The organism is Kribbella sancticallisti (assembly GCF_039530625.1).
GTDB classification, from domain to species: Bacteria; Actinomycetota; Actinomycetes; order Propionibacteriales; family Kribbellaceae; genus Kribbella; species Kribbella sancticallisti.
Genome location: NZ_BAAAOS010000053.1, coordinates 36716 through 58805 on the forward strand (window position 1 = coordinate 36716; position 22090 = coordinate 58805).

At 68.5% G+C, this 22090-nt stretch carries 28 protein-coding genes, 1 tRNA gene and 1 pseudogene; 11 read left to right on the plus strand and 19 right to left on the minus strand.

What is annotated here, in order from left to right; all coding sequences use genetic code 11:
- Nucleotides 1–76 precede the first annotated feature (76 nt).
- Both ABD255_RS32710 and ABD255_RS32715 read right to left on the minus strand, forming a co-directional pair.
- Entirely contained in the window at nucleotides 77–295 is a 219-nt protein-coding gene (locus tag ABD255_RS32710; protein WP_344220667.1) for a heavy-metal-associated domain-containing protein, read from the minus strand.
- The gene (locus tag ABD255_RS32715; RefSeq protein ID WP_344220668.1) at nucleotides 292–663 is read right to left on the minus strand and encodes a nuclear transport factor 2 family protein; all 372 of its coding nucleotides are present in this window, start codon (nucleotides 661–663) and stop codon (nucleotides 292–294) included. The genes ABD255_RS32710 and ABD255_RS32715 overlap by 4 nt, the downstream gene beginning before the upstream one ends.
- Before the next feature lie 64 nt (nucleotides 664–727).
- Here ABD255_RS32715 and ABD255_RS32720 point away from each other — a divergent pair, with 64 nt between their 5' ends.
- On the plus strand, nucleotides 728–1291 hold the full coding sequence (locus ABD255_RS32720) for a TetR/AcrR family transcriptional regulator (RefSeq protein WP_344220669.1): 564 nt from the start codon (nucleotides 728–730) through the stop codon (nucleotides 1289–1291).
- Nucleotides 1292–1322: 31 nt separating this feature from the next.
- Here the strand turns inward: ABD255_RS32720 and ABD255_RS32725 are convergent, their stop codons facing one another.
- Entirely contained in the window at nucleotides 1323–2099 is a 777-nt protein-coding gene (locus ABD255_RS32725; protein WP_344220670.1) for a GNAT family N-acetyltransferase, read from the minus strand.
- 143 nt (nucleotides 2100–2242) lie between these two features.
- Nucleotides 2243–2662, minus strand: coding sequence for a winged helix-turn-helix transcriptional regulator (locus tag ABD255_RS32730; RefSeq protein ID WP_344220671.1), 420 nt, complete (start codon nucleotides 2660–2662; stop codon nucleotides 2243–2245).
- 77 nt (nucleotides 2663–2739) lie between these two features.
- On the opposite strand from ABD255_RS32730, the gene ABD255_RS32735 reads away from it, so the two are divergent.
- The 3 genes from ABD255_RS32735 to ABD255_RS32745 all read left to right on the plus strand — a co-directional run bounded on the left by ABD255_RS32735 (nucleotide 2740) and on the right by ABD255_RS32745 (nucleotide 4948).
- Entirely contained in the window at nucleotides 2740–4131 is a 1392-nt protein-coding gene (locus ABD255_RS32735; RefSeq protein ID WP_344220672.1) for an MFS transporter, read from the plus strand.
- A 308-nt stretch (nucleotides 4132–4439) separates the two neighbouring features.
- Nucleotides 4440–4637, plus strand: a complete 198-nt coding sequence (locus ABD255_RS32740) for a hypothetical protein (protein WP_344220673.1) — start codon at nucleotides 4440–4442, stop codon at nucleotides 4635–4637.
- Nucleotides 4634–4948: a hypothetical protein gene (locus ABD255_RS32745; protein WP_344220674.1), complete on the plus strand. Its 315-nt coding sequence runs from the start codon at nucleotides 4634–4636 to the stop codon at nucleotides 4946–4948. The genes ABD255_RS32740 and ABD255_RS32745 overlap by 4 nt, the downstream gene beginning before the upstream one ends.
- Before the next feature lie 171 nt (nucleotides 4949–5119).
- Here ABD255_RS32745 and ABD255_RS32750 read toward each other — a convergent pair whose 3' ends face one another.
- The 3 genes from ABD255_RS32750 to ABD255_RS32760 all read right to left on the minus strand — a co-directional run bounded on the left by ABD255_RS32750 (nucleotide 5120) and on the right by ABD255_RS32760 (nucleotide 7080).
- Nucleotides 5120–5878 (minus strand): hypothetical protein, encoded by a 759-nt coding sequence (locus tag ABD255_RS32750; RefSeq protein WP_344220675.1) that lies wholly within the window; start codon nucleotides 5876–5878, stop codon nucleotides 5120–5122.
- Nucleotides 5871–5996: a hypothetical protein gene (locus ABD255_RS32755; RefSeq protein ID WP_344220676.1), complete on the minus strand. Its 126-nt coding sequence runs from the start codon at nucleotides 5994–5996 to the stop codon at nucleotides 5871–5873. Before ABD255_RS32755 ends, ABD255_RS32750 begins: the two co-directional genes overlap by 8 nt.
- A 301-nt stretch (nucleotides 5997–6297) precedes the next feature.
- On the minus strand, nucleotides 6298–7080 hold the full coding sequence (locus tag ABD255_RS32760; protein WP_344220677.1) for a methyltransferase domain-containing protein: 783 nt from the start codon (nucleotides 7078–7080) through the stop codon (nucleotides 6298–6300).
- 243 nt (nucleotides 7081–7323) lie between these two features.
- On the opposite strand from ABD255_RS32760, the gene ABD255_RS32765 reads away from it, so the two are divergent.
- Entirely contained in the window at nucleotides 7324–7749 is a 426-nt protein-coding gene (locus ABD255_RS32765; RefSeq protein ID WP_344220678.1) for a hypothetical protein, read from the plus strand.
- 92 nt (nucleotides 7750–7841) lie between these two features.
- On the opposite strand, the gene ABD255_RS32770 is transcribed toward ABD255_RS32765, so the two are convergent.
- Nucleotides 7842–8210: a nuclear transport factor 2 family protein gene (locus tag ABD255_RS32770; protein WP_344220679.1), complete on the minus strand. Its 369-nt coding sequence runs from the start codon at nucleotides 8208–8210 to the stop codon at nucleotides 7842–7844.
- A 118-nt stretch (nucleotides 8211–8328) separates the two neighbouring features.
- Between ABD255_RS32770 and ABD255_RS32775 the strand changes: the two genes are divergently transcribed.
- The gene (locus ABD255_RS32775; RefSeq protein WP_344220680.1) at nucleotides 8329–9120 is read left to right on the plus strand and encodes an MmyB family transcriptional regulator; all 792 of its coding nucleotides are present in this window, start codon (nucleotides 8329–8331) and stop codon (nucleotides 9118–9120) included.
- Nucleotides 9104–9244 carry a mycothiol transferase gene (locus ABD255_RS43900; protein WP_425554594.1) on the plus strand — a complete coding sequence of 47 codons (141 nt, stop codon included), beginning with the start codon at nucleotides 9104–9106 and terminating at the stop codon, nucleotides 9242–9244. The genes ABD255_RS32775 and ABD255_RS43900 overlap by 17 nt, the downstream gene beginning before the upstream one ends.
- A gap of 37 nt (nucleotides 9245–9281) precedes the next feature.
- Here the strand turns inward: ABD255_RS43900 and ABD255_RS32785 are convergent, their stop codons facing one another.
- The gene (locus tag ABD255_RS32785) at nucleotides 9282–10310 is read right to left on the minus strand and encodes an anti-sigma factor (protein WP_344220683.1); all 1029 of its coding nucleotides are present in this window, start codon (nucleotides 10308–10310) and stop codon (nucleotides 9282–9284) included.
- Complete coding sequence (locus ABD255_RS32790) at nucleotides 10307–10825, minus strand: SigE family RNA polymerase sigma factor (RefSeq protein ID WP_344220684.1); 519 nt, start codon at nucleotides 10823–10825, stop codon at nucleotides 10307–10309. The genes ABD255_RS32785 and ABD255_RS32790 overlap by 4 nt, the downstream gene beginning before the upstream one ends.
- A 185-nt stretch (nucleotides 10826–11010) precedes the next feature.
- Here ABD255_RS32790 and ABD255_RS32795 point away from each other — a divergent pair, with 185 nt between their 5' ends.
- Entirely contained in the window at nucleotides 11011–12240 is a 1230-nt protein-coding gene (locus tag ABD255_RS32795; protein WP_344220685.1) for a hypothetical protein, read from the plus strand.
- A gap of 240 nt (nucleotides 12241–12480) precedes the next feature.
- Here the strand turns inward: ABD255_RS32795 and ABD255_RS32800 are convergent.
- From ABD255_RS32800 to ABD255_RS32810, 3 genes and pseudogenes are all read right to left on the minus strand, one after another.
- Nucleotides 12481–13665, minus strand: a pseudogene (locus ABD255_RS32800) (GGDEF domain-containing protein); the annotation flags it as partial.
- Between the two features lie 180 nt (nucleotides 13666–13845).
- The gene (locus tag ABD255_RS32805; RefSeq protein ID WP_344220686.1) at nucleotides 13846–15387 is read right to left on the minus strand and encodes a helicase HerA-like domain-containing protein; all 1542 of its coding nucleotides are present in this window, start codon (nucleotides 15385–15387) and stop codon (nucleotides 13846–13848) included.
- Between the two features lie 108 nt (nucleotides 15388–15495).
- Entirely contained in the window at nucleotides 15496–16200 is a 705-nt protein-coding gene (locus ABD255_RS32810; RefSeq protein ID WP_344220687.1) for a L,D-transpeptidase family protein, read from the minus strand.
- Between the two features lie 130 nt (nucleotides 16201–16330).
- Between ABD255_RS32810 and ABD255_RS32815 the strand changes: the two genes are divergently transcribed.
- Both ABD255_RS32815 and ABD255_RS32820 read left to right on the plus strand, forming a co-directional pair.
- Complete coding sequence (locus ABD255_RS32815; RefSeq protein WP_132288237.1) at nucleotides 16331–16624, plus strand: type II toxin-antitoxin system VapB family antitoxin; 294 nt, start codon at nucleotides 16331–16333, stop codon at nucleotides 16622–16624.
- 24 nt (nucleotides 16625–16648) lie between these two features.
- Nucleotides 16649–17212 (plus strand): LytR C-terminal domain-containing protein, encoded by a 564-nt coding sequence (locus ABD255_RS32820; protein ID WP_344220688.1) that lies wholly within the window; start codon nucleotides 16649–16651, stop codon nucleotides 17210–17212.
- 42 nt (nucleotides 17213–17254) lie between these two features.
- On the opposite strand, the gene ABD255_RS32825 is transcribed toward ABD255_RS32820, so the two are convergent.
- The 5 genes from ABD255_RS32825 to ABD255_RS32845 all read right to left on the minus strand — a co-directional run bounded on the left by ABD255_RS32825 (nucleotide 17255) and on the right by ABD255_RS32845 (nucleotide 20288).
- Entirely contained in the window at nucleotides 17255–18763 is a 1509-nt protein-coding gene (locus ABD255_RS32825; protein WP_344220689.1) for a potassium/proton antiporter, read from the minus strand.
- Nucleotides 18764–18927: 164 nt separating this feature from the next.
- Nucleotides 18928–19018 (minus strand) — tRNA-Ser (locus tag ABD255_RS32830).
- 13 nt (nucleotides 19019–19031) lie between these two features.
- A complete protein-coding gene (locus ABD255_RS32835) occupies nucleotides 19032–19466 on the minus strand; it encodes a nucleoside deaminase (RefSeq protein ID WP_344220690.1) in 435 nt (144 codons plus the stop codon).
- Between the two features lie 28 nt (nucleotides 19467–19494).
- Entirely contained in the window at nucleotides 19495–19998 is a 504-nt protein-coding gene (locus ABD255_RS32840; RefSeq protein WP_344220691.1) for a tRNA adenosine deaminase-associated protein, read from the minus strand.
- A gap of 119 nt (nucleotides 19999–20117) precedes the next feature.
- Nucleotides 20118–20288 carry a hypothetical protein gene (locus ABD255_RS32845; protein ID WP_344220692.1) on the minus strand — a complete coding sequence of 57 codons (171 nt, stop codon included), beginning with the start codon at nucleotides 20286–20288 and terminating at the stop codon, nucleotides 20118–20120.
- Between the two features lie 135 nt (nucleotides 20289–20423).
- Between ABD255_RS32845 and upp the strand changes: the two genes are divergently transcribed.
- Nucleotides 20424–21065, plus strand: a complete 642-nt coding sequence (gene upp, locus ABD255_RS32850) for a uracil phosphoribosyltransferase (protein ID WP_344220693.1) — start codon at nucleotides 20424–20426, stop codon at nucleotides 21063–21065.
- A 25-nt stretch (nucleotides 21066–21090) separates the two neighbouring features.
- On the opposite strand, the gene ABD255_RS32855 is transcribed toward upp, so the two are convergent.
- Nucleotides 21091–22062, minus strand: a complete 972-nt coding sequence (locus ABD255_RS32855; protein WP_344220694.1) for a phage baseplate protein — start codon at nucleotides 22060–22062, stop codon at nucleotides 21091–21093.
- Nucleotides 22063–22090 lie beyond the last annotated feature (28 nt).

Sequence of the window (22090 nt, forward strand, 5' to 3'; positions counted from 1 at the left end):
CTAGCGAGCGTCATCGCCTAGCAAACGCCACCCCGGGCCGTTGCGTCTTCTCGGAGGCGTCCGCCTACGTCTTCCGTCAGTCGCGGGGTGGAGAGGTCAGCTCGTAGCCGGCTTCTTCTATTGCGGTGTGGAGTTGGTCGGGGAGTAGGGGTTGGGTGGTGGTGATGGTGACTGCGCCGGTGGGTAGGTCTACGGCGATGGCTGTGACTCCGGGGAGTTGCTCCAGCTCGGTGGTGACGAAGCGGACGCAGTGGGCGCAGGTCATCCCCGCCACCTGAATGGTTTGCGCGGTCATGGCTGGGTCCGGGTCAGTTGGGTGCTGCGGCGTAGGCGGCCGTCGGGGGTGAAGGTGCCGAAGAGATAGACCTCGGTGCTGATCGGCGGGCCCTTGCGCATCTCGGCATGAACCGTGAAGCGAGCGGCGAGCCTGTCGCCGGCCCGGAGCGCCTCGTGGATCTCGTAGCGCCAGCTGACCAAATTCTTCCGGATCGGTCGCAGATGGGCGATCAGCTTCGCGCGATCGAGCTCGATGCCGTCCGCGACCTGTACGACCTCGGGAGCGTAGTACCGGTCGACGACCTCGGCCGGCTCGGCGGCCGTCAGCACATCGCGGGTGAAGGACGTGTAGAACTCCTCGACGAATTCCTCGGCTGTCCGATGCACCGCGCGCCTCCTAGTTATCTCTTACAGTCTGTCAAAGATAACCATAGGCACTAACCTTGACAAGGTGTCTGAGATCAGCGAGACCAGAACCCGCCGCCGACGCGCGGACGCCGAGCGCAGCCGAAGCGCGATCCTGGCGGCGGCCGTCGAGGTCCTGAGCGAGGAGCCGGACGCCGGCCTGGAGAGAGTCGCGACGGCAGCGGGCATCACCCGGCAGACCGTGTATGCGCACTTCCCGTCCCGAGACGCCCTCCTGGTGGCGATCGCTGACCGACTGACAGCCGAGGTGCTGGCCGCGTACGGCGAACCCGACCTCGAGAGCGGTTCCGCGATAGACGCCCTGGTGCGCCTGATCGACACCGGCCGGAGGTTCGCCGAGCACTATCCAGTACGGCTCTACCCCGCCGCCGCGACGGGCGACGAGGAGCGACACGAACCCGTGGCGGACCTACTGACCCGCATCGTCCGACACGGTCAGACCACCGGCGAGTTCACCCAAGAACTTCCCGTCGGCTGGCTCGTCACCTGCGTCGTCACGTTGGGCCACGCAGCAGCAGACCTCCCAGCACGCAAGGCGAAAGCAACCCTGCACACGACCCTTCGTCGACTACTGACTGGTCAGCAGTAGAGCGGGTGAGTCAAAGCCGGCGACGAGGGTTCTACCGCAGATCGGCGAGATGGCCGCCCGGGTCACCCAGGTGGACGGCGGTCGCCTTGGCTGAGAAGCCGAGGCGGCGGTAGATGCGGTCGGCGCCGTCGTCGCCCGGGGTCAGCCAGGCAAGGTTCGCGCCGGCGAGGTCGAAGGCCTGTTGAGTCGCGTACGCGGTGGCCAGGGCGCCGAAACCCTGGCGGCGGTGCGCGGGGAGGGTGCCGACGCCGGCGATCTCGGTGACGCCGTCTGCGATCGCCGTCCAGAGCGCGGTCGCCACCGGTACGCCGTCCAGTCGGATCAGCACGGTGGCTCCGTTCACGGGGTCGGGCTTGAACGGGTGCGCGACCTCCCCCATTTCGTAGGCGTCGACTGCGACCGCGTCTGCCTCGACCTGTTCGTCCGCCGACGTGACCACCGAGGCGGTGACACCTTCAGGGAGGTCGGGGACCTTCAGGTCTGCTGGTTCGACGACCAGCAAGGGTGGGCGGGAGACGATCGTCATGCTGTTCTCCACGAGCGCGTCGGCCAGGCCCGGGTTGGCTTCCTCGATCAGCTCAGCACTCAGCCAGCGGCCCTCGGCGGCGAACGCCTTGCGGATCGTCTCGACCGCCCAGGAGACCTCTTCCGGATCGAACGGCGTACCGGGCTCGGCGGCCACCGCGCCGGACAGGAACCAGACGTCCTCGTCGTGCAGCAACCCAACCAACGGACCGGCCACGATCTGCCGTCGCGACCGAGTCAGCCCTTGCAACTGTGCGGACGCGATCCGCGCTGCGATACCCATCCCCCGACCCTAGTCGCCCGACAACAGCAGGAGGTCGAGCAGGCGGTTGAGGTCGGCGATCGTGGGTGGTGCGGCGAGGACGGGGTCAGCGCGTCGGGCTGCTCCCGTGACGCTGGTCGCGGTACCGGGGCATCCGGCGCGGCTCAACTGGGTGAAGACGTGGCGGCGTCGTAGTGGGCGCGGGCGCTGGCGATCTCGTTCTGGTGGGTCTCGGTCCAGGTGACGAGGGACTGGATGGTGGCGTGCAGGGTGACGCCGAGCGGGGTCAGCTCGTAGTCGACGCGGGGCGGGACGACCGGGTGGACAGTGCGCCGGACCAGGCCATCGCGTTCCAACTGGCGCAAGGTGACGGTCAGCATCCGCTGGCTGATCCCGTCGATCGTCTTCTTCAGCTCGGTGAACCGCATGGTCTGGTTGTCGAGCAGCGCGATCACCAGCAGGGACCACTTGTCACCGATCCGGTCGAGGATCTGCCGGACGTCGCAGTCCTCCCGGGTGTCCCACTGGAACGCGTCCTCGGTGCAGCAGGAGTTACTCGGTTCCTTTGAAGTGCCTTCTTCCACAATTCCTGATGGTTCCTCAAGATGAGATCAGTTACAAGAGGTAACCGACCTCATTCTCAGGAACCAAGGAGTTTCTCGTGTCAGCAACCGTCACCCAGGACCGCCTGACCGGCCGGGCCTGGGCCGTCCTGTTCGTTCTCTGCGGCGCGATCTTCCTCGAAGGCATCGACATCTCGATGATGGGCGTCGCGCTGCCGTCCATCCGGGCCGAACTCGGCCTGTCCACCAGCGAACTGCAGTGGATCGTCACCGCCTACGTGCTCAGCTACGGCGGCTTCGTACTGCTCGGCGGCCGGGCCGCGGACCTGCTCGGCCGGCGGCGGATGTTCATCGGCTGGCTGGTCGTCTTCCTGGTCTTTTCCGGACTGGGCGGGTTCGCGACCGAGGGCTGGGTCCTGATCCTGGCTCGCTTCGTCACCGGAATCGCCGCCGCCTTCATGACCCCGGCCGGCCTGTCCATCATCACCACCACCTACCCGGAAGGCCCACAACGCAACAAAGCCCTCCTCGTGTACGCCGGTACTGCGGCCGGCGGCTTCTCCCTCGGGATGGTGACGGGTGGTCTCCTCACGGCGATCGACTGGCGGTGGGTCTTCTTCGCGCCGGTCGTACTCGCGGCGGCGATCCTGGCCGCCGCATTGGCGCTGCTTCCGCGAGAAGTTGCCCGAGGCAAGCGTGAGTCCGGCTTCGACCTCGGCGGAGCCCTCACCCTGACCACCGCGATGTTGCTGCTGGTCGCCACGGTCGTACGGGCGCCCGACGTACCAAGAGGTCAGACGCTGATCACCCTGGCGGCCGGACTGGCCTTGCTCGGCGTATTCGTCGCGATCGAGCGGCGGGTGGCCGCACCATTGATCAGGTTCGGCATTCTGCGCAGCGGGGCCTTGCTGCGGGCGAACCTCGCAGCGGTCCTCCTGGTCGGGTCGTTCATGGGCTTTCAGTTCATCGCCGTGCTCTACCTGCAGGAATTGCGCAAGTGGTCGGAACTCGAGACCGGACTCGCCTTGATGGTGATCGGGATCGACGCCGTTCTCGCCCCGACTTTGACCCCCTGGCTGGTGAATCGCTTCGGCAACGGCCGCGTGGTGCTGGGCGGGTTCGCCTTCGCGGCGGCGGCGTACGCACTCTTCCTGCCGCTGACGAACGACTGGAGCTACGCGGCAATGCTGCCGACATTCCTGTTGCTGGGACTGGCGTTCGCGTTGGCCTACGGTCCCTTGACGATCGCTGCCACGGATGGGGTTTCCGAGGAGGAGCAGGGGCTGGCGAGCGGAGTACTGACGACGTCGTTCCAGTTCGGCTCGGCGCTCGGGCTGGCGGTGGTGACCGCGGTCCTGGCTGCCGCCGACGAACTGACCGTGGATGGCTTCAAGTCCGCGTTGCTGGTGCCGCTGATCGCCGCCGGTCTCGGGCTTGTGGTCTCACTGCCGAGCTTGGCGCGTCGGCCGGCCGTGGCTCCGGCGCAATAAGTCGCTCCGTATCCGAGCGCGCGCCAAGAGTTACCAGGAAGCCCTACTTTTTGACCGTCATCGAATAATGGGCCGTTGCTCGAATCGTTATTGGCAAATCCCTGCAAACATTCTTGACAGGGCCGAATACCGGCCCTGTCCGGAACCGGTCCCAAGCGCTCTGACCAGCGGTTTCACCGTGGTCGGCCACGCAGCGTAAGGCCTCTGTTAAGGTCCCTGCCGGTCTATTCCGGGGGGCGGGTTTTTGCGGTGTTCTTTCCTTATGTCCGGCCCAGGACATACCGTCCCGACAGCATGAAGGACCACTGATGACCGAGTCGTTCGAGATTCCCGCCTCGCACCGCCGCGTGCGGGTCTGGTTCGGCGCCACCACGATCGCGGATCACACCGCCACCGCGGACCAGGCAGCGCAGTACGAAGAAGCCATGCGCCGCCGGTTCGCCTCGCTCCGGGTGACCAGCGAGCCGGTGCTCGTCGCGGCAGGAATGCCGGAGCGATCCCGGTGACCACTCGTCCGACGCTGCTCGGCTACGTCCGGGCCGACGCGCTCAGCTGCGCCGAGGAACTGGCCGCGGCCACGAACTCGCTCGTGGCGTTCGCCAGTGCCGAGGGATTCACCCTCGGCACGGTGTACACCGAGCGCGATGCCGCCGAGTCCGCCGCGTTCCACGCGCTGCTGGACGAGGTGAAGCGGTCGGACGTGCGAGCGGTCGTGGTACCGACGCTCCAGCACCTCGGAGCGGTCCGTACGCCGGTCGGTCTGCAGCAGCACCTCGAGTTCCACCAGGCCAACGCGTTGGCGGTCGACACGAGATAACCCCTCAGGCAAGCGGAGCTGGCGTCTTGACCCCTGCATCGGCGCCGGTTCCGCTCTCCACCTCCACAGCTGCACCGGACGTCTCGGGCGGTAGTGGACCACACAAAGCCCCACCGGCTGCTACCGGTGGGGCTTTGTCGTTCCTCTAACGGCTCAAGCGGCGCAGGCGGCTCAGGCGGTGATCTTGTAGCCGTAGCGCTTCATCAGCGCGGCCACCGCCTCGTTGAAGATCCCCGTGACCGGCAGCTTGAATTTCAGCTGCACCTTCCGGATCACCCGCTGGAAGTGCAGATGCCACGGCACTCCGGCCGGCGGCACCGTCTCCGCCTTGGTGATCGCGCCGACCCTCGGGTGCGCCGCCCAGGCGACCACCCGGGCCCGGTCGGCACCCCAGGCCCCGGTCATCGCGTCGTGGGTCCGCGCGTACGCCATCGCGCCGAGCGAGATCGACGAGTCCGGCACCGCCTGCGGCACCGCGGCCGGGTGGGCCTTGAGATAGAGCTCCCAGGTCATCCTGTAAAACCCGGGCGGGCCGTCGTCCTTGCCCCGGTTCGCGAGGCCGTTCCGCTTCCGCCGGTACTCCGCGACCTGGATCGCCGCACCACGGGACAGGTCCTTGTCGCCGACCGCGATCGCGTGCACGTGGTACGGCCAGCGGCCCTGGGCCGGCGTCCGCAACCAGGCGGCGAACCCGACCTGCCGCAACGCCAGTACTACGGCCCGCCGCTGGGCCGGGCTCTTCTTCACCACGTCGATGTCGAGCGCGCCGCCACCGTCATGGGTGCCGGCCGACGACGGGACACCACCCTTGTTGTACGAGCCCTGGATGATCCTGAACTGCGACCGGTAGATCTTCTCGGCGGCCAGGACCATCGCCACGGTCCGCCGGTTCAGCGCCTTGCCGCGCCAGACAATCCTTGCCTCAGGCATCTATTTGGCCGAGGATCAGCTCGGTGTCCTCGGCCGCTCCGAGCGCCTCGAGCTCGTCCAGATCGTCGTCGGTCAGTTCGTCGTCGAGAATCTCGTCGAAGACGTCCGCCATCGTCATTCCCCTTCCCCCTGGGACGCCCGCGGCCACCCCCGGCCCCGGAATCGCCATCAGAGTAGGGGCGCGCGGTGTCATCCGTCACGTTCGACCGGGTGGCTCGCAAAAGGAATGTGAAGTTTTCGCCGGCCGCGGGTGTGAGCGCCCCGAGGTGGGGTACGAGTTAAGAGTCCCGCGGTTCGGTCGGTCCCATTCGGGCATGGGTGGTGCTCACCGAGCCGCGAGTTCTCCCACTGAGGGGCGGGAGAGCGACCGACGGCGGCGGGCGTATCCCACGGTACGCCCGCCTCCTGGCCGTCTACGGTCAGAGAGCCGAGGCGACGAAGAGGTAGCGGTTGAGGCTGAAGAAGTAGCTGTCGCCGAGATTGCGCAGATCGTCCGCCCAGGCCCGGGCCTCTTCCTTGGTGACACCGCCGCGGTCGGTGACGAACGCCTCCACGATGTCGACCAGGCCGGCACTGTACGTGCGCGCGTCGTAACTCGTGTTGAGCATCGGGACGACCTGCAGGTGGGTGACGGTGAAGCCGGCCTTGGCGAGGGAGTCCCCGAGGGTGCGCGGCAGGTGCGGGTTCTCGAGGTGCTCCTCGAACGCCGTGAGCACCTTGGCCATCCGTTGATCGTTGCTCGAGCGCCAGACGATCGAGCCCCAGTCGGTGTCCAGCAGCACCACCCGGCCGGCGGGGCGCAGTACGCGGCGGATTTCGTTGAGGGCGACCGCGACGTCGTCGAGGTACTCGAAGACCTGGGTGGAGACGACCACGTCGAAGCTCTCCGCGCCGTGCGGGATCCGTCCGGCGGCGGCCAGTTCGAGTTCGATCTCCGGCCCGCCGGGCACCTTCGACCGGGTGCTCGCGATCGAGAGCATGCTGTCGCTGATGTCGATCCCGCAGATCCGGCCGTCCGGCCCGACCTCGGCGGCCATCTCGGCGGCCAGCAGGCCCGGTCCGACGCCCACGTCGAGAACCCGGTCACCCGGGCGGAGCGCCAGCGCGGTCCGCACCACCCGGCGCTGCTCGATCACGTCAGGTGTCGTGTAGACCGATTCGATCTGCCGTGACACCTCCGGATCGAACTGCAGGTTATTCATCCCCGGTCCTTCCCAATCCGCCCATGCCCCACATCATCGTCCGACCGGACCCGATCGGGGAGGGCAGACACACATACCGATGAACTGCCCCGCGATGCCCCGGCTGAGCAGGCCGAAATTTCGGCCAGGAGGGGCATGGTCGCCGGGTGGCTGCGGGGATCTGGCGGTTCGGGGCCCGCGGGTGCACAATTCGTCACAGTCCGTAGGTGTGGGGAGAGCGGACGAGCCAGGGGAGGTTGACGGATGGAATCCGTACTGAAGGTCTCCGTTCAGGAAATCGGCGCGACGGCCGAAGAACTCGAGGTGATCGGGGAACTGCTGCGGGACGAGTTGCTCGGACTGGATGTCGAGTCGGTTCGGCGGCTGAGCGAGGAGGAGGCTCCGGCCGGGGCCAGGGGGATGGATGTGCCGGCTCTTGGCGGCTTGCTGGTCAGTCTGCCGACGACCCCGACGATGCAGGCCGCGCTGATCGAGGCGCTGCGCGGGTGGCTCAGGCGACCTCGCCAGGACTTCGCCATCCGATCGGTGCATCTCGAGATCGACGGTGACGTGCTGGCGTTGAGCCAGGTGTCCGGCGAGCAGCAGGAGCGGCTGATCGAGGACTGGTTGCAGCGTCGCGGCAACGATCTCGCGAAGACCGAGGCGAGCAACGGTGAGGCGAACACGTAGAGCTCTCGTCGTGGCGAACGACGAATACCTCGACCCCGGACTCCAGCGGTTGCGGAGTCCGGGGCAGGACGCGGCCTTGTGGAGCAGGCCTTTCAGTGGGCCGGCGCGAAGTCCAGGAACCCGACAACCTCGCGAATCTTGCCGTCGGCATCCACCGTGACGACGTCGGTGCCGCCCGCCACCGGCTCCTGACCGGCCGCGGCCAGGTGCCAGGTCCAGCGGAGCCGGTCGTGGTGCTCCTGGACCTCGCCGATGAGCGCGAAGGCATAGCCGGGGAACATCTGGTGAGCGGTCTCGACCATCTTGGTCAGGCCCTCGTGGCCGCTCACCTCGAACGTCGGGTCGACGAAGACGCCGTCGGTGGTCCAGGTCTTCTCGATGATCTCGGCGCGACGGTCGGCGTCGGCTTCGTTCCACATCGCGAAGTACTGGCCGGCGAGTTCGGCGGGGGTGGTGGTCATGATGTGCTCCTCAGTCGGTCGTTGTCTCGATGGCCTGAACCTTGCCGTCGGTGCCGGGGTTCGGTCGATGACGTCGGAGGTAATGGCGGTGACCACCTCAGCGGTTACGGTCTGAGGCATGACCGCGACAGTCGAGGAGACGTTCCAGCGCCCGGTGGGTGAGCTGCTGCGTGGCTGGCGGGAGCGCCGTCGGCTGAGCCAGCTGGACCTGGCCAACCAGGTCGAGGTGTCCACCCGGCACGTGAGCTTCGTCGAGACCGGGCGGTCCAAGCCGAGCCGGGAGATGGTGCTGCGGCTGGCCGAGCACCTCGACGTACCGCTGCGGGATCGCAACCAGTTGCTGCTGGCCGCCGGGTACGCCCCGGTCTACAGCGAGGCGTCGCTGCATTCGCCGGCCATGCTCGCGATCCGCGAGGCGCTGCGCCGGTTGCTCAAGGCCCACGACCCGTACCCGGCACTGGTGGTCGACCGCTGGTGGAACATCGTCGAGGCGAACGCGGGCATCCGGCTGTTCACCGACGACGTCTCGCCCGAGTTGCTGGCGGCACCTATCAACGCGCTCCGGCTGAGCCTGCATCCCGACGGCCTGGCCAGCCGGATCAGCAACCTTCCTGAGATCCGCACCAGCGTCCTGACCAGCCTGCAACGCCAGGTCACCAGTACTGCGGACCCAGACCTGCAGGACCTGTACGACGAACTGCGCGGGTACCAAGGCGGCGAGAGGGCGGAACCACCCGGCCAGGCCGAGGTCGTCGTACCGATGAGGCTGCGGCACGGGGATCGCGAACTGTCCTTGCTGACCACCATCGCCACCTTCGGCACACCGCTCGACGTGACGGTGTCGGAGCTGATGATCGAGTCGTTCTTCCCGGCCGACGAGGAGACAGCCGAGTATCTCCGGGAGCTGTGACGCTGCCGGACGACCGGCGGCCGATGTGAACTGGGTGTTGTTCCACGTGCTGCAGGAGTCCGCACGCCACATCGGCCAGCTCGATGTCGCCCGCGAGCTGGCCGATGGGGTCACCGGCGAGTAGAGGTCGAATCCGCTCCACCCGCCGGTGACGGAATTGCCTACCGGTGAGAGGAGGGGAGGCCGGTGGGCAATGAGGGCGTGGGTTCGCCCGGCCAGCTCGGCGTGGCCGTCGGCCAGGTCGGCTTGCCCGGAAGGGACGGCTTGGTCGTCGGGACCGGCGGAAGCGAGGGCTTGCCCGGCAGCGACGGCTTGGTCGTCGGAACCGGGAGCGAAGGCTTGCCCGGCAGCGACGGCTTCGTGGTCGGAACTGACGGCAGGGTCGGCTTGCCCGGCAAGGACGGCTCGGCGACCGGCGGAACCTCGACGTGCGCGCAGGGCGGCAGAGTCGGGTGGCTCGGCAGGGACGGCTCGTTCGACGGAACCGGCAGCGACGGCTTGCCCGGCAGCGACGGCTTCGTGGTCGGAACCGGCGGAAGGGACGGCTTGCCCGGCAGCGACGGCTTGGTCGTCGGAACCGGCGGGAGCGTCGGCTTACCCGGCAATGACGGCTTCGTGGTCGGAACCGGAGGCAACGTCGGCTTACCCGGCAGCGAGGGCTTCGTGGTCGGCAGCGACGGCTTGCCCGGCAACGACGGCTTCGTCGTCGGAACCGGCGGAAGCGCCGGCTCACCCGGCAGCGACGGCGTCGAGACCGACGGCAGACTTGGCTTGTCCGGCATGGACGGCTCCGTCGCCGGCAGGCTCGGCTTGGTGTTGGTCACCTTCACCTTCGCGCTGACCTCGACCTTGCCCTTGCCCTCAACCTGGCCCTCGACCTTCACCTTGACCTTGGCCTTGCCGGGAACGCTCGGCAGGCAGGTCGGGTCCACTGACGGCGTGGCGGTGGGAACCGTCACCGGTACGGAAGGCTTGCCGTCACCGGCCAGCAGGTTCCGTACGTCGGCCGGTCCGCCGACCGCGGCGGACACTGTCGCGACCGTGCCGGCGAGAGCGGTCACGCCCGCCGCGGCCAGTCCACGGCGGAGCCAGGCGAGGCGGCGGCCGCGACGCATCAGGTCGGCCGGGTCGGGCTGCCAGGGGTCCAGGTCGTACTCGAGCGCGCTGCGCACCCGCTGCTCGTCGCTCATACGTGTCCTCCAACGGTGGTGTCGATCAGGTCGGGTGCCAGACGCAGTTTGGCCAGAGCCCGGGACGCCGTGCTCTTCACGGTGCCGACGGCCATACCGAGCAACTCGGCCGTCTCGGTCTCGGAGAGATCCTGCGAGTACCGCAACGCGACCACGGCCCGCTCCCGGACGGTCAGACCTCCGAGGGCGCCGAGCACGGCTTCCCTGGTCTGCACCTCGCCCGCGAAGTCCGCGACCTCGCGCTGGTCCCAGTCGTTCGCCACCGGATCACTCGGTACCTCGGTGGACCAGCGCCGGCGGGACGCGGACAGGAACCGGTTCACCAGCACCCGGCGTACGTACCGAAGCGGGTCACCGTCGAGCCGGTGCCACTTCGGATAGGACCGCATCAGCGCTTGTTGCACGAGATCCTCGGCGGTGTGCCGATCCCCGCACAACATCTCCGCGAAGCGGAGCAACGGGGTCGACTGGGCCTGCACGAATCGCTCGAAGTCGGCGTCCGCGGTCCGGGTCATCGAATCTCCTCTGCCTCTGTCACACCGGTCCAAACCCGCTGGGTCACCGTTCAGGTTCTGTTCTGTCACCAAATGATCGGAAGAAATTTATTCACGAGCTGTACAGAGGAGGCGTTTGTTTGTCACATTAGGTGAACCGGGCAGCGCGCCCGGTGACCTTCACCGCCCCCGGAGGTATCCGCCCCATGCCTATCACTGTCAGATTTCGTGCCGTCACCGTGCGGTCCAGAGCCGCGGTCTGCCTCGCGGTTCTCGCCGTCGCCGCGCCGCTAGCGCTCGCGGTATCACCCAGTTCCGCCGCCACCTCAGATCCGGTCAGCGTGGCCGCCCAGCCGGCCGACGGCTCCACCAACGTCAAGGTCGACGGCAACCGGATCATCCTCGGCGACGCTCCCGCGTCGATGGGGTCAGCAGAGGTGAAGCAACGCTCCGGCATCGCCAACCTCGCCCCGGTCCGCTTCGACGCAGCCACCTCAGCCGTCGTCGTCGACTACACCGCCGGTACTCCGGACCGCTCGGTGGCTGAGGTCGACGTACGGGCGCTGGTGAAAGATCAGTGGACCGAGTGGACCCCGGCACCGGCCGGTCAGCCCACGGCTCTGCCGAAGGCCGGCGACCAGGTTCAGCTCAGGATCATCGTGATCGCCCCGCCGCAGGGCGGTAGCCCGTGGGTCGGTGATGTCAGCGTGCGGCCCACCGACAAGGCGGATCCGAGCAGGATGGAGATCCAGGCCGCCCCGCTGAAGTCCCGGGTCTTCGCGACCCGCGAGGGCCTGGTCGGCGGCACCACCGCCAACGGGCACGTGATCGTCAGCCGCGACCACTTCGTCGCGCTGCCGTCTCGCCGCGGTCTGTCGAGCGCCGGGTCCGGCAACTACTCGGTCAAGGTGTGCACGGCCACCAGGTGCGCGTTCGAGCCGGTGTGGGACGTCGGCCCGTGGAACACCAAGGACGACTACTGGAACCCGAGTTCCATCCGGGAGATGTGGAAGGACCTTCCGCAGGGGAGGCCGGAGGCGCAGGCGGCGTACCAGAACGGCTACAACGGCGGGAAGGACCAGTTCGGCCGGACGGTCGCCAACCCGGCCGGGATCGATCTCGCCGACGGGGTGTTCTGGGACGCGCTGAAGCTGACGGACAACGCGTGGGTCGACGCGACCTATCTGTGGACCGGTGACGGCGGTCGCGGCACGGTGTCGATCTCGTCGGGCTACCTGAACGTCCGCAACGCCGCGAGTTCCAGCGGTGCGGTCGTCGGCATGGCGGGCAAGTCGGCCCAGGTGACGGTCGAGTGCCAGACCACCGGGCAGAGTGTGTCCGGTTCGCAGGGCACGACGAATGTGTGGCTCCGGGTCCACGCCGGCATGTATGTCTCCAAGGCCTGGATCAGCGCCGGGACCTTCGGCGCCTGCTGATCGGTCACAGGCAAGAGGGCCGTCCGTATGGACGGCCCTCTCCTTGCTTCGGATCAGTCGGGGACGTCGACCCCCGGAGTCGCCGCGCGGACCGCTCCAGCTAACGGGCTTGGAGGTTTGCGGGGCTGGAGTGGAGGGCGGGGCCGCCTGGGGGTGTAGGTCCGTTGAGGAGACGTCGGCGGCCAGGCGGACGCGGTCGCGGCCGGCGGCCTTGGCGGCGTACATGGCTTGGTCGGCGCGTTGGAGGAGGTGGTCGACGGTGCTGCCGTCGGCTGGGTAGACGGCGAGGCCGATCGAGACCGTCAGCCGGAAGGTGTCCGGATCCAGATCCGGCTCGTCCAGTACTCCGGCGCACATGGCGGCCAGGGGGCTCGACGCGACGGCGGAGCGGAGGCGATCCGCTGTCACGGTCGCGTCGTTCAGGTCGGTTTCGGGGAGCGCGATGACGAACTCCTCGCCGCCGAACCGGCCGATGACGTCCTTCGTCCGGATCGCCGAGCGCAGAATCGTGGCGACCGCCCGCAGCGCCTCGTCGCCGACCAGATGCCCGTGCCGGTCGTTGACCAGTTTGAAGTGGTCGATGTCGATCAGCAGCACGGCCAGCGGCTCGCGCTGGGTCCGGGCGGCGCGGAGCAACTCCTCGGTCCGGCGCCGCCACCAGTCCACCCGGCTGAGGCCGGTCTTCGGATCCGTCTGGGCTTCCGACTCCAACTGACCGAGGAGCAGAGCCCGCTGAGCGGTCAGCGTGATCGGGATCGCCACGAATGCGAACCAAGGCGTGACCAGCGTGGCAGCGGCGAGCAGACAGCCCAGCGTGCCGGCAGTCGCATCGACACACAGGTCGTCCTTGTCGCCAACGGTGTCCCGCCTGCTGCTGCCCGGCACGACCAGCGAGATCGCCAGCCCGCACAGGAGTGTGTCGGCCGCGATGTAGGCGAAGGCAGCGGCCGCCATCGACACGACCAGGCCGAAGTCGCCACCGGTCAACTGTCGCGCGGACTCGTAGACGGCGTGAGCCGCGCCAATGGCCAGCACGTGCACGGCCGTGGAGAACGCCCAGCGGTACGGGATGCACTTGCCGGCCCGGATCCGCCACCAGATCCGCAGCAGCACCGCGACCAGGATCGCCAGCGCCGGATGCAGGATGATCGCGGCGGCGATCATCCAGGCCGGGGCCAGGTCCTTGTGCAGCGCACCGCCCCGACGACGCCGGCGCTCCACCCGCCGGGCGCCCTCGACCGCGATCAGCGCCGAGGCGGTCAGCGCGAGGACGACGTCGAGACCACGCCACGACGGCAACCCGGAGAAGGCCCGGATGCCGTACGTGATCGCTGCGAGGTCGACGAGCAGGACGAGACCGAGCGCTGGGACCGACAACGTCCACAGCGCCCAGGAACGCACCGCTCGCCTACTCTGCGCAACCATTACCTCACACGGTACGACGAGTGAGGGTTCGGTCCCAATCCGCGACGGCCCGCTGTGGATGACGACTTGGAAACGAAAGCCACTGCTTGAGTATTCAGTCGTTTGTTCAAGGATCAAAGATCGCCGTACCCAGCGTGACTGTTCACCAGGGTCGAACAGCGCACTCCGTGGAGCAGGAGATCAGCGCTTACGACGGGCGGCTCCGAAGAGGCCGCGGATGATCTCGCGGCCCGCCGACCGGGCGAACTGCTTGAACGCCGAGGAGCCGACGACCTGCTCGACCATCGACTTGTCCTGCTTCCGCGCCCGCGGCGCCGGCTCGGCCTTCGGCTCCGGCGCGGCCTGGGCCTCCGCTTCGGCCTGCTCGGCTCCGGCCTGCACCTTCGCCGCGAGCTTCTCGTACGCCGACTCGCGGTCGAGGACCTCGGTGTACTTCGCGTTGCCCGGCGACGCCTGGACCGTCGCCGCCAACTGCTCCGCCGAGGCCGGAGCCATCAGCGACTGCGGCGCCCGCAACCGGGTCCACGCGACCGGGGTCGGCGCACCCTTCTCGTTCATCACCGTCACGATCGCCTCGCCGATGCCGAGTTGCGTCAGCACCTCACCGAGGTCGTACGACGAGTTCGGGAAGGTGGAGACGGTCGCCTTCAGCGCCTTCGCGTCGTTCGGGGTGTGCGCGCGCAACTGGTGCTGGACGCGCGAACCGAGTTGCGCCAGTACGTCGTCCGGCACGTCCTTCGGGGTCTGGGTGACGAAGAAGACGCCGACGCCCTTCGACCGGATCAGCCGGACGGTCTGCGCGATCGAGTCCAGGAACGCCTTCGACGCGTCGTCGAACAGCAGGTGGGCCTCGTCGAAGAAGAAGACCAGCTTCGGCTTGTCCACGTCGCCGACCTCGGGCAGGTCGTGGAACAGGTCGGCCAGCAGCCACATCAGGAAGGTGGAGAACAGGGCCGGCCGGTCCTGCAGGTTCGGCAGTTCCAGCAGCGAGATGACGCCCTTGCCGTCGCGCTCCTGCATCAGGTCCGCGGTGTCGAACTCCGGCTCGCCGAAGAACGCCTCGGCGCCCTGGTCCGCGAACCCGATCAGCGCCCGCAGGATCACCCCGGCGGTCGCGGCGGACAGCCCGCCGAGCTCCTTCAGGTCGCCCTTGCCCTCGTCGCTGGTCAGGTGCGTGATGACCGCGCGCAGGTCCTTCAGGTCCAGCAGAGTCAAGCCCTGCTTGTCGGCGTAGTGGAAGATCAGGCCGAGCGAGGACTCCTGGACGTCGTTCAGGCCGAGCACCTTGGACAGCAGCACCGGGCCGAACGAGGTGATCGTGGCCCGGATCGGGATGCCGGCACCCTGGCCGCCGAGTGCGTAGAACTCGGTCGGGAAGCCCGTCGCCGTCCACTCCTGGCCGATCGTCCGGGTCCGGGCCAGCAGCTTCTCGCTCTCCTCGCCGGGCTGCGAGACACCCGAAAGGTCGCCCTTGATGTCGGCCGCGAAAACCGCAACCCCGGCCGCCGAGAGCTGCTCGGCCATCAACTGCAGGGTCTTCGTCTTACCGGTACCGGTGGCGCCCGCGACCAGGCCGTGCCGGTTCACCATCGACAGCGGGATCCGCACCGCGGCCTCGGTGTTCGGCGTCCCGTCCACCAGGAGCGCGCCCAGCTCGACGGCCGGCCCTTCGAACGCATATCCCTGCTTGACGGTCTCTACGACATCCTGCGTCTCGGCCATGTCAGCGATACCTCTCGAACGAACGAAGGAAGATTCCCCTGCGCTCGGCATGCTAGTGCCCCGGTCCGCCAGTTGGGTGAACTTCGGGACCGGGGCGCTGGGGTTGGGTCAGCGGATCACCACGACGCGGGTGGCGCCGGCGGCGAAGGACCAGATGGAGGCCGACATCGAGGCCGAGACCCGGATGCAGCCGTGCGAGGCCTTCGAGTTGGTGCCGAGCAACCAGTCGGCGTGGATCTGCCGCCCGTTGCTCTTGTACGTCGGGATCTGGTGGAAGCCGATCCCGCACGGCGCGAACCGGACGAAGTTGTTCAGGTAGAGCCGGCCGCCGTCGGTGTTCTTCCGGATCCGGGCGGCCCGGCCGCACTTGGCGCCGCTGGTGTAGGTCCCGGCCTTCAGGTACCGCGGGTTGTCGATGATGCCGCCCTGCCGCACCACCTTGCCCCGGGCATCGATCAGCCAGACCCAGTTCTGCCCCTGACTGATCACGATCCGGCGGCCGCTGCCGGTTCGCGCCGGGACCGGCCGGACGTCGCAGCGCTTGGCCGTCGAGGCCAGCAACCTCGCGTACGTCGTACTGTTCAGCGAGCCGGACTGGCTCAGCCTGTTGGCGGACTGGAATCGGACCGTGGCCGCCTGGGTCATCGCGCCGACCTTGCCGTCGACCGGTCCGGCGGTACAGCCGAGCTTGTTCAGACGGGCCTGGGCCGCCTTGTTCTGACTGATGGTCAGCGCGTCGGCCGGGATCGCCGTACCGGCGACGGCCACGACCAGCGCGGCGGCACCCACTCCCAGACGGGCAAAAAGTCTCATCGTTCTCCCCCTGCTTGTCCTGTCCTGGTGGGACGTCTGAGCGAGCCGAAAGGTTGAGTAGCGGTGGGAACTTTCCCGGTGACATTCATGACTGTCTCGTGAGACCTGATCCCCCGCTAGACTTCGGGGGGTGATCTTCAAGCGCGTCGGGGAGGAGCGGCCCTACCCGGACCACGGGTACAAGCCGAAGGACTGGTCTGTGCTGCCACCGAGGCAGGTGCGGCTGGACCAACTCGTGACGACCAAGGGCACTCTCGACCTGAACGCGCTGCTCGACGAGGACTCGACCTTCTACGGCGACCTGTTCGCCCACGTGGTGGAGTTCAAGGGCGAGATGTACCTCGAGGACGGCCTGCACCGCGCCTTGCGCGCGGCTCTGCAGCAGCGTCTGGTCCTGCACGCCAGGGTTCTGGTCGTGGAGTAGTTCGATGAGTCGGGGGACTACCAGATGAGCGCTCTCCAGCCGCAGCCGAGGCCACACTCGCGGATCCACTGGCGGACGCCCATCACGATGGTGGTGCTGTTGTCGCTGCTGATCGGTGGCGCCTGGTGGGGCTGGAACTCACTGACCCAGAGCAGCGCCGAGCCGAACTGCGTCGAGCAGAAGCTGGCGAACAACCGGCTGGTGCCCAAGCAGGTCGTGGTGAACGTCTACAACGGCGGCGCCAAGGCCGGTACTGCGGCGTCGGTGGCCGAGTTGCTGAAGAAGCGCGGGTTCAACATCGGCAAGATCGCGAACGAGCCGAAGGGCGACAAGTACGAGGGTGTCGCGATCCGAGGCGCCGCTGCTGACGGGCCTGAGCTGGCGCTGGTGGCCGGTCAGGTGGTCCAGAAGCCGCAACTGACGGCTGACGCGCGGCCCGACCACACCGTCGATCTGGTGGTCGGCCACGGCTTCACCGCGCTGCGCGACAAGGGCGTGCCGTCGATCGCGGTCAAGCCGGACAGCGTGCACTGCCTGCCGATCGTGCACGCACCCCAGCCGATCCCCTCCGGCCAGAACCCCAACTGACCCACCTGACGCCGGCGTCAGCGGCCGTGCTGCCGGCGCGACTCAGGTCTGCTCGCGGCCTCGTTCCCCGAACCAGCCGGCCAGGCGGCCCGCTCGGCTGACGGCTCGCAGGCGGCGGATCGTCTGCTCGCGCAGTTGGCTCGGCGCGACCACCAGCACGGCGTCGCCGGCGCGGAGTACGGTCCGGCGCTCGGGGACGAAGGCCCGCTTCTTCCGGATCACCAGGGACACCGAGACGCCCTCGGGCAGGCGCAGCTCGCCGATCTCGACGCCGGCGAGCTTCGACTCGCTCGGGATCTGGACCTGCAACATGTCCGCGCCCAGCGTCTCCAGCGGCGCCACGTCGATGTCGACCTCGTTGGCGGCGTTGTCGTCGAGCACTCCCAGCCGCCGGGCCAGCCACGGCAAGGACGGCCCCTGGAGCAGCGTGAAGATCACCACCAGCACGAAGACGACGTCGAACAGCCGGTCCGCCTGCGGCACCTGCGCCGCCAGCGGGATGGTCGCGAGAACAATCGGTACCGCGCCGCGCAGGCCCGCCCAGGCGATGAAGGTCTGCTCCCGCCACGGTATCCGGAACGGCGTCGCCGCCACCGAGACGGCCAGGAACCGCCCGACCACCGTCACCGCGATCCCGATCACCAGCGCGAGCAGGACGTCGGCCAGCCGGATCCGGCCCGGCGACGCGAGCAGGCCGAGCATCACGAACAGGCCGATCTGCGCCAGCCAGGCGATCCCGTCGACGAAGGACCTGGTCGCCAGCCGGTGCGGCAACTCCGCCCGCCCGAGGACCAGGCTGGTCACGTAGACCGCGGCGAACCCAGAGACGTGCAGGAGCACCGCGCCCCCGGCGTACGAGACGAAGGCCAGGGAGACGATGGCGAGCGGGTAGAGACCGGCCGAGCCCAGGGCGACCCGGCGGAGCAGGCCGGCCGCCGCCACGCCGATGAACAGGCCGAACAGGGCGCCGACCACCAGTTCGTAGAGGACCAGGCCGGCGAAGTACGGCAGGCCGTGTTCGCCGGTGGCGCCCGTGCTCACCAGCGTCACCAGGAGGACGGTCGGGGCGTCGTTGAGGCCGGACTCGGCTTCCAGGGCCCCGCGGAGTCGCGGCCGGATCGGGACGCGGCGCAGTACGGAGAAGACGGCGGCGCTGTCCGTCGGGGAGGTGACGGCGCCGAGGAGGACCGAGATCTGCCAGTCCAGCCCGAGCACGAAGTGCGCCACGCAGGCCACCACCCCGACGCTGATGGCCACGCCGACGGTCGCCAGTACGACGCCCAGCGGCATCACCGGGCGGACCTCGTTCCACCGGGTGGTCAGGCCGCCCTCGGTCAGGATGATCACCAGCGCGGCGAATCCCAGCGCGTGCGCCAGTTCGGCGTCCTCGAACTGGATCCCGAACCCGGACTCCCCCAGCAGCAACCCCATGCCCAGGTAGATCAGCAGCGACGGGAGCCCCAACCGGCCGGACAACCGCACGGCGACAATCGCCACCAGCAGTACCGCAGCGCCGGCAAGCAGGATCCGGTCGAGATCATGGACATCCATCGCGCGGCCCTCAAGGTCGGGGACTGCAGCTTAGTGGAGCCATGCCTCCGGCAACGAATCATCGGCCGCTGCGGGAGCCATGTCACAAACCGGGGGCAAAGGCGAGGACCCTGACGCATCACACAGCATCAGGGTCCCCGGCGTAACTACCACCCGAAGATGGTTGGCGGTGGCGGAGGGATTTGAACCCTCGGAAGGGGGGTACCCTTCACGCGCTTTCGAGGCGCGCTCCTTCGGCCGCTCGGACACGCCACCGCCGCAGAGGCTATCAAGACCTGTGCCCGGTGAAGAAATCGCGTAGCCTCGCGCCCGCTTCGTCGGCCATCACGCCGCCGATGACTTCGGGCCGGTGGTTCAGTCTGCGGTCCCTGACGACGTCCCAGAGCGAGCCCACCGCGCCCGCCTTCTCGTCGTACGCGGCGAACACCAACCGGTCCAGCCGGGACAGCACGATCGCGCCCGCGCACATCGTGCAGGGCTCCAGGGTGACCACCAGCGTGCAGCCCGTCAGCCGCCACTCGCCGACGTGTTTCGCCGCGTCCCGGATGGCCAGCACCTCGGCGTGCGCGGTCGGGTCGCCGGTCAACTCGCGCTCGTTGTGGCCGCGCCCGATCACCTGGCCGTCGGCGTCCAGCACCACCGCCCCGATCGGTACGTCGGCGCTGCCGCGGGTCAGTTCGGCCTCGTCCAGCGCCAGCCTCATCAACCGGGCATAGGCGTGGTGTGCGGGGTTAACCAATGGCTTCGATCGCCTCGTGGAACTGGGTGCCGAAGCCGAGCGCCTCGGCGATCTCCTCGAGCATCTCCTCGGGGTACAGGTCGACGTCGTCGATCAGCGCGCCGAGATCCATCGCGCTCATGCCGAGATCGGCGACGATGGCCAGGTCGCCGGCCGGCACCTGCTCGTCGTCGTCATCGGCCAGCGGGATGTCCAGTTCGTCGACCACCTGCTTGGCCAGCGGCCACTCGGTGGCGGCGGTGACGTCGGACAGCAGCAGCCGCGCCCGGCCGCCGATCACCCGGAGCAGGATGAAGAAGTCCTCGTCGACCGAGATCATCCCGATCACGCCGCCGTCGCCTGGATAACGCCGCAGCGCGGAGACGAGCGCGGACAGGTCTGGTTCGCCCCGCAGCGCCAGTGGCGCGACCAGCCAGTCCCCGTCCTCGCTGTACGCGGCGAGCGCGAAGTCGAGCTCGGTGGTGGTGGTCATCGGCCCAGCCGTGGGATCAGACACGGGCTCATCGTCGCAGACTCCCGCCCCGGGCGGGAGTTTCTTCACCCATTCCCCCACAAATCGGTGCCGCGCCGAGATGAGTACGCCGCCCGCCGGCCGCGGGCCGGAGTACGGGTGGGTCAGTGGTGGAAGGTGGCTCGGCGCATGGCGGCGCGGATCTGGCGGACCTTGGCGCGGCGCGGGGCGATCCGGTCCCGGAGCGCGCGGGCTTCCTCCAGTTCCCGGAGGAAGGCGGCCCGGCGGCGGAGCCGGTCGAGTTGCTCGGGTGACTTGCCGGTGGACTCGGGCACGGGCGCCACATCCTCGTCGGTCGGTTCGGGAGAGGCGCCCCGGGGCGGGGGCCGACTGACCTAAATCGACTGCGCAACCACGCTAACAGCGCACTGGCTTCCCGGTGGCGAATCGCCGACGGTACCGTTCCGGCCATGCAGATCCTCGTCGTGGACCACCCGCTCGTCGCCCACAAGCTCACCGCCCTGCGGGACGAGCAGACGGACTCGCCGACCTTCCGGCGGCTGACCGAGGAACTCGTCACCCTGCTCGCCTACGAGGCGACCCGGGACGTCCGGACCGGCCCGATCACCGTCCAGACCCCGGTGGCGGCCGCCGAGGGGATCAAGCTGACCTCGCCGAAGCCGCTGGTGGTGCCGATCCTGCGGGCCGGCCTCGGCATGCTCGAGGGGATGTCCCGGCTGCTTCCGACGGCCGAGGTGGGCTTCCTCGGGATGATCCGGAACGAGGAGACGCTGAGCGCCTCGACGTACGCCGAGCGGCTGCCGGAGGACCTGTCCGGGCGGCAGTGCTACGTGCTCGACCCGATGCTGGCGACGGGTGGCACGCTCGCCGCCGCGATCCAGTTCCTGGTCGACCGCGGCGCCGACCACATCACCGCGATCTGCCTGCTGGCCGCGCCCGAGGGGGTCGAGCGGATCGAGCGCGAACTCGCCGACCTGCATGTCCCCTGCAACCTGGTGATCGCCGGGATGGACTCGCACCTGAACGAGAAGGGCTACATCGTCCCGGGCCTGGGCGACGCCGGTGATCGCCTGTACGGCGTCGCCCAGTAGCTCAAGCAGGTACTCAAGGACCCCGCTAGACCAGGTCGTTGCGGTAGAAGAGGTTCGCCCGGCGGTCACCGGCGACGCCGGAGGCGAACCCGAAGAACAGGCGGGCCGTCGCGTCGGTGGAACCGTAGACGGCCATCCCCTCGGCCTCGCGGTAGGTCAGGCTCTTCCCCGCCAGCGTCAGGAACGAGTCCACGATCTGCCCGGCGTTGATGTCGTAACACCACAGCTTCGAGTTGGCCTTGGTCTCGTCCGGCTCACCGGGATAGGCGCTGCCTTCCCAGAAGTAGGCGTACGAGCCGTAGAGCGCCCAGCCCTGGAACGGCACGCCTGACGTGAGCGAGGGCTGCTTGAAGGTCGCGAGAACGGTCGAGTAGTCCCCGGCCGCGGCGGCCGCGAGGCTGTAGACGTTGATGTGCATCCCGTCCGACAGCGCGTAGCGCACCCCGAGCCGCCCGAACCGCTGGTCGACCGCGGGCGTGAACACACTGCCGTTCGAGACCGGCTTCCACTTCGTCACCGAGGACGACGTCATCGTGGCGCCGTTCCGCCAGGGGAACCGGCAGATCTGCCGGCCCCGCCCGTTCGCGGTGTCGACGTCGGTCTCGGTCCAGATGTACGACGTACTGCCGACGGCCTGGGCGCCGATCGAGACGGCGTGCCCGAAGCCGGTCAGGTACATGTGACCGAGCACCGTGCCGGAGAAGCTCAACTGGCTCAGCGTGATGTCACCGCTGTTCTCGGCGGTCTCCGATCGCAACTGGCCGGTGAACAACCGGTTGTTCGGGGTGTCGAAGGCGAAGGACTGCATCACGCGCGGTCCCCACAACGGCTTGTGCCGGAAGAACTCGTTGGTCGTCGCGCTCATCTTGAACCGCTTGGTGGCGGGCAGCGCGGCAGTACGGACAGGGCGGGCGGAGGCGGTGGGGGCTCCGAGAGAGCCGGCGGCGAGGATCGCGCCGGCTCCCGTGAGCAGCCCACGGCGGGAGAGATTGTCCATACCGAGCGACGGTAAGAGATTAACCGCG